This window comes from Dendronalium phyllosphericum CENA369, from assembly GCF_016056275.1.
Lineage (GTDB): Bacteria > Cyanobacteriota > Cyanobacteriia > Cyanobacteriales > Nostocaceae > Dendronalium > Dendronalium phyllosphericum.
On record NZ_JAECZA010000300.1, the window covers coordinates 32,169 to 34,333 of the forward strand.

The 2,165-nt window shown below is 40.6% G+C and carries 2 protein-coding genes; both read left to right on the forward strand.

Features of this window, described 5'->3' with window-relative positions; all coding sequences use genetic code 11:
* On the forward strand, positions 1-1,184 hold a 1,184-nt coding region (locus I8752_RS34380; protein ID WP_214436642.1), incomplete at its 5' end, for an alanine-zipper protein.
* Between the two features lie 2 nt (positions 1,185-1,186).
* Positions 1,187-2,047 carry a hypothetical protein gene (locus tag I8752_RS34385; protein WP_214436643.1) on the forward strand — a complete coding sequence of 287 codons (861 nt, stop codon included), beginning with the start codon at positions 1,187-1,189 and terminating at the stop codon, positions 2,045-2,047.
* Positions 2,048-2,165 lie beyond the last annotated feature (118 nt).

Below are 2,165 nucleotides of genomic sequence, written 5' to 3' on the forward strand. Positions count from 1 at the left end.
CTGCTCAAAATGTCCAGGGCGCTGCACAGCAGGCACAATTAACCGCCGATCGTGCTAATGGTACAGCTAGCAATGCCTTAACTACTGCCGAAAACGCCCAAGGCACAGCACAACGGGCACAATTAACCGCTGATCGTGCTAACGGTACAGCTGGCAATGCCTTAACTACTGCCCTTGGGGTTTTGGGTTTAGCTGGTACGGCTTTAACAATTGCTCAATTTGCATTAAGTAGAGGTGGTGTTCCAGGCCCCCAAGGGCCGCGTGGATTCCCAGGATTTCCAGGACGTGACGGAAGAAATGGCAGAGACGGAAAGGATGGAAAAGATGTGGATAGTTCAGCTTTAGCAGCAATTATTTCAAAGCTCAATCAAATTCAAGGGCAGGTAACAGCAAATTTAGGAATATCAAATCTTGTTAATCTCAAGTTGGGTGCAACACTTCCCGGTGGTATCGGTGGCAAGTTAGTAGCTGGCTTTAAATGGTTACAACTTGATAGAGCATTATCAATTCTAACTTTTGCAGCAACAGTTCAAAATCATTTAATGCTCTCCAATGACATTGGGCAAACATTACTAGGAGCGTTTACTAATGTCTTATCTTTAATTGGGCTAAAAGATGACAGCGGACAATCCTATGACATAGGAAGCATTATTAATTCAACAGTTGAAAATATAGTCAAAGGAATAGTAGGTACTGAAAACTATGCCACTATTTCAGAAGCTTGGGCTAAAGCAAATAGGATTTATCAAGCTTCAACTAATATTTTGAATAATTTAATGAACGTGAATAGTGTAATTACTAATGCATTAGAGGTTGTTGGTAGCTACACAGGTAAGATAGGAAATGCATTAAGAATATGGGGTGTTGTGGGTGAGAAAGCCTATTCATGGATGAATCCACAGCCAAGCTTTGATAACAAATGGTCTACCAAGCTTCAGCAATTACAATCAGGTGCTAATACTGTTGCTATGGTGACTCAAATTCCTGTGGATACTGTTAATGCTGTCACAGAATTAAACAACTCATTCACAGATTTGGCAAAGGCAGTTAAGCAAGAACCCAACACTAAAAACGGGCTAGATGTAGGTGAAGCAGCCAAAGTCAAAACAGACCAAGAAGCAGCTAAAGCAGCTAGTTTCGCATTGCCTTTTGATATTACAGACTTGTTTGATGGAGATGATTAGCCATGACAGAATTACCAGATAATTTTAGTCCTTGGGAACATCTACAAAGCACATACATGCTTGAATACAACAAGCGAGTAGATAAGTTTTTTAGTGATGTTCAAGGCAATGGTGATTTGTCGAATGTTAGGGCTTCTTTAAAATTAGCTTGTCGGTTAGTTGATGGCGATAACCAAGCGACGTGGGCTTTAAGAACATCGCTATTTCTTGATGTTATTGGCTACAGCAGGAAAAATCTAGCTATAGTTTATGGTTCAAAATTCGATACAGCGCCACCTGTCGCCGGGCATCCGCAACTATTTCTTGTTTTCTCTCAAGATGCGGCAGCAACACCTAACGAAGAATCACCAATAGAGCATGAAAAATCTGTCAGATTGATGAGATTTTCTTGTACAGGTGGAGACGACGATGGAAGCACTAAACCAGCTATTACTAAAACGAATATGACAGAAATAGCGAATGAAGTTAAAGCTCTTTTCTTATCAAGTAGCAGAGGGATAACTTACACTTGCGGCAATAAGTCAGCATCTTATACTGACCCGGAGAATGGCTTTGCAAGAGGTAATTATTTATTAGTTAATAGTCGTACTGATGCTACTGAAATTTACGAAAAAATTTGTAACGCAATTGATGTACCATTCAAAACAGAAAAGCTGATCGTGAATGACCCAGATAAACCCAGCACAACAACGGCAACAGCCGGGAAAATCACGATTTTAGGCAAACAAGTACAAAACCGCAGGTACAGACCTGTAGCAGCACTTAGATTCAGAAGTGCTTACATTTCGTTAGGCAATCTCGTACCACCTGTGTTTTTGATAGATACAACAATGAGGAATAAGGGATTAGTCAGTTATCCGTGATGTTAGTTGAGTGACAGAAGGCGACTGCGGCAGAAAATAAAGGTAAAAACCTATTAGGTTTCGCCACAGAATTCTAAGGATTTTAAAGGGTTAGAGTTGACGAACACTGTAACCATCA

Coding starts and splice junctions, on each gene's coding strand:
- I8752_RS34385 (WP_214436643.1), top strand. CDS start 1,187: ATGACAGAATTACCAGATAATTTTAGTCCTTGGGAACATCTACAAAGC.